Below are 689 nucleotides of genomic sequence, written 5' to 3' on the forward strand. Positions count from 1 at the left end.
CAATCCAAAGGCGGGATAATGGCAGAGCGGGGCGCATTTGAAGATGAGAGAGAAGCTGTAAAGAGTTGGAGCAGGGTTGATAGTATTACGGTTTTAAAAAATGGTGCTTTGGCTGGTGGTAAGATACAACCAAAACCCGTAGCGCAATTTCCAGCAGGCTTTTTCCAACTGTTTAATGAAGCTAAGGAAGCAATTAATCAAGTTACGGGTTTATCGCCTGAGTTTATTGGGACGAGAGAAGTCTCACAAGCAGGGATTTTAGAGGCACAACGGCGTCAATCCAGTCTTAACCTGCTAGCTTGTCTGTTTGATGGTTTACGTTTGTATCGCAAGCGGCAAGGTAAGATTATTTTGCATCTGATACAGAATTATTTGTCTGATGGTCGTTTGGTACGGATATCGGGTGAGGAGAATGCGCAATATATTCCCTTGACGCGTGAAGCGGTGATGAGTGTTGATTATGACATTGTGGTGGATGATGCGCCAACCAGCCCGAATGAGAAAGAGCGTACCTTTGGCATTATCACGCAATTATTACCGTTGCTTCAAAATGCCGTAACACCGGATATTATGCTTGATTTGCTTCGTTACTCACCCTTGCCTGCGTCATTACTCAATCGTGTAAGCGAGAAGATGCAACAGCAGCAAATGGCACAACAAGCCCAACAACAGCAGATGGATCCCGAACA

The 689-nt window shown here is 45.0% G+C and carries 1 pseudogene; it reads left to right on the forward strand.

The window, feature by feature from the left end:
- Positions 1–689 (forward strand): annotated as a pseudogene (locus ACFIKU_RS09795) (phage portal protein); the annotation flags it as partial.

Origin of the sequence: Bartonella sp. CM120XJJH, assembly GCF_042194715.1 — a bacterium.
Taxonomy (GTDB): domain Bacteria; phylum Pseudomonadota; class Alphaproteobacteria; order Rhizobiales; family Rhizobiaceae; genus Bartonella.